This is a genomic window from Hydrogenimonas sp. (genome assembly GCF_029933015.1).
GTDB lineage: Bacteria > Campylobacterota > Campylobacteria > Campylobacterales > Hydrogenimonadaceae > Hydrogenimonas.
In genome coordinates, this window is record NZ_JAOZOZ010000022.1 from 16254 (window position 1) to 18365 (window position 2112).

The 2112-nt window shown below is 58.3% G+C and carries 2 protein-coding genes and 1 tRNA gene; all 3 read left to right on the top strand.

Annotated features, from left to right (window positions below; genetic code table 11):
• On the top strand, positions 1-717 hold the full coding sequence (ubiE, locus tag Q1K23_RS02945; RefSeq protein WP_300362167.1) for a bifunctional demethylmenaquinone methyltransferase/2-methoxy-6-polyprenyl-1,4-benzoquinol methylase UbiE: 717 nt from the start codon (positions 1-3) through the stop codon (positions 715-717).
• A 48-nt stretch (positions 718-765) separates the two neighbouring features.
• Positions 766-2016 carry an exodeoxyribonuclease VII large subunit gene (gene xseA / locus Q1K23_RS02950; protein WP_300362170.1) on the top strand — a complete coding sequence of 417 codons (1251 nt, stop codon included), beginning with the start codon at positions 766-768 and terminating at the stop codon, positions 2014-2016.
• A gap of 18 nt (positions 2017-2034) precedes the next feature.
• A tRNA-Arg gene (locus tag Q1K23_RS02955) sits at positions 2035-2111 on the top strand.
• The last annotated feature ends 1 nt before the right edge of the window (position 2112 follow it).

Below are 2112 nucleotides of genomic sequence, written 5' to 3' on the forward strand. Positions count from 1 at the left end.
ATGGACAAACAGCAAAAACAGGAAAAGATCGTTTCGATGTTCGACGAGATCGCGTCGACCTACGATGTGACCAACCGCATTCTGAGTATGGGGATCGACCGTTCGTGGCGCAAGCGTGCCTGCGACAGGACACTGCAGCTGCTGGATCGTAGCGAGGATCTGACGGTGCTCGACGTGGCGTGCGGGACCGGAGATATGCTGCAGTGGTGGAGAGACCGTGCCGAGGCGGCCGGGGCGAAAATCTCCCGTTTCATCGGGGTCGATCCTTCGGAGGGGATGCTCAAGGTGGCGAAGGAGAAGGTCGACTATGCCGAATTCGTCGTGGCCAAAGCCCAGGAGATGCCGATCGGGGAGAACACCGCGGACATCCTCTCCATCAGCTACGGCATAAGAAACGTCGTCGACCGCCAGGAGGCGATCGACGAATTTTACAGGGTGCTCAAACCCGGCGGCATGGTGGTGATTCTGGAATTCACCAAGCGCGAAGATCGTGGGTTGAAAGGCAAGATCGTCGATTTCTACATGCATAACGTCCTTCCGACACTGGGCGGACTCGTAAGCAGGAACTACGCGGCCTACAGGTATCTGCCCGACTCCATCGAAGGGTTTCTGACCACCGGCATGCTCAAAAACGAGCTCGAAACCGCCGGCTTTACCGTCATGCATACCCAGGCCTTCTCCATGGGCATCTCCACGCTTCTGATCGCCAGGAAGTAACCCTATGCGGCCGATTTCCGATTTCCGGTTTCCGATTTCCGAATAACCATGCAAACTCTCACCGTCTCCGAAATCAACGAACAGATCAAATCGCTGCTGGAGTCGACCTTCGTCCAGATACGGGTGGAGGGGGAGCTCTCCCGCGTCACCTACCACACCAGCGGCCATATCTACTTCACGATCAAGGATGCGAGAAGTTCGCTCAGCTGCGTCATGTTCCGCTCCAACGCCCAGCGCCTGAAGTTCCGTCTCGAAGAGGGGCAGCATGTGGTGCTTTCAGGCGCCATCACCGTCTATGTGCCGCGTGGCAACTACCAGATGATGGTACAGACGGCCGAGCCCTACGGAGCGGGCGCTCTGGCCGTGGCCTTCGAGCAGCTCAAAAGACGTCTGATGGAAGAGGGGCTCTTCGCACCGGAGCGGAAAAAAAAGATGCCCAAAACCGTCCGACACATCGTCGTCGTCACCTCCAAAACCGGGGCGGCGATCCAGGATATGATCCGGGTCGCCACGAAGCGGTGGCCGCTGGTGAAGATCACCCTGATCGATACGCTGGTTCAGGGAGCCGAAGCGGCGGCGGAGATCGCGAGGCATATCGCCTACGCCGACAGGCTGGGAGCCGATGTCATCGTCGTGGGACGGGGCGGAGGGAGCCTGGAGGATCTCTGGGCTTTCAACGAGGAGGTTGTCGCCCGGGCGATCGCCGCCTGCGAGACACCCGTCGTCTCCGCCGTGGGACACGAGGTCGATACGCTGATCTCCGACTTCGTCGCCGATATGAGAGCGCCGACTCCCAGTGCGGCGATGGAGCAGATACTGCCGGACAAAACCGAAGTGCTGATGGGGCTGGACGAAGCGATGGAGCGGATGCGGAGCCGGATGTATCAGATTCTGGTTTTGAAGGAGGAGACGCTTCGCCATCTGCTGAGCAGGATGGAACAGCACGCCATCGGTCGGAAAATCGACATGCAGCTATCTCTCGTGGAGGATCTCAAAAAACAGTTGACGCGGCAGATATCCCATCTGATGGAGAAGAGAAGGGAGACGCTGGTTCCGCTTCGTGCCCAGATGCGGATGGCCGAAACCCATCTGTTGCAGAGCAAAGAGCAGCAGCTTCGGAGTCTGCAGGCTCAACTGACATCGCTCGATCCGAAGCTGAAGCTCCAGCCCGGTTTCGTCCAGGTGGTCAAAGAGGGGAAGATGACGCCGCTGGAGAGATTGAAAGCGGGAGATCGCATCCGTCTTGAAGACGGGAAGTATATCGCCGATGCGACTGTCGAAACGATCAAGCCGATTTGATATAATTACAGGAACGATGCACCCGTAGCTCAGCTGGATAGAGCGTTGGCCTCCGGAGCCAAAGGCCAGAGGTTCGAATCCTCTCGGGTGCGCCAT

Bases quoted from the DNA above. Each gene is read 5' to 3' on its own strand.
- ubiE (WP_300362167.1), top strand. From the start codon at position 1: ATGGACAAACAGCAAAAACAGGAAAAGATCGTTTCGATGTTCGACGAG.
- xseA (WP_300362170.1), top strand. From the start codon at position 766: ATGCAAACTCTCACCGTCTCCGAAATCAACGAACAGATCAAATCGCTG.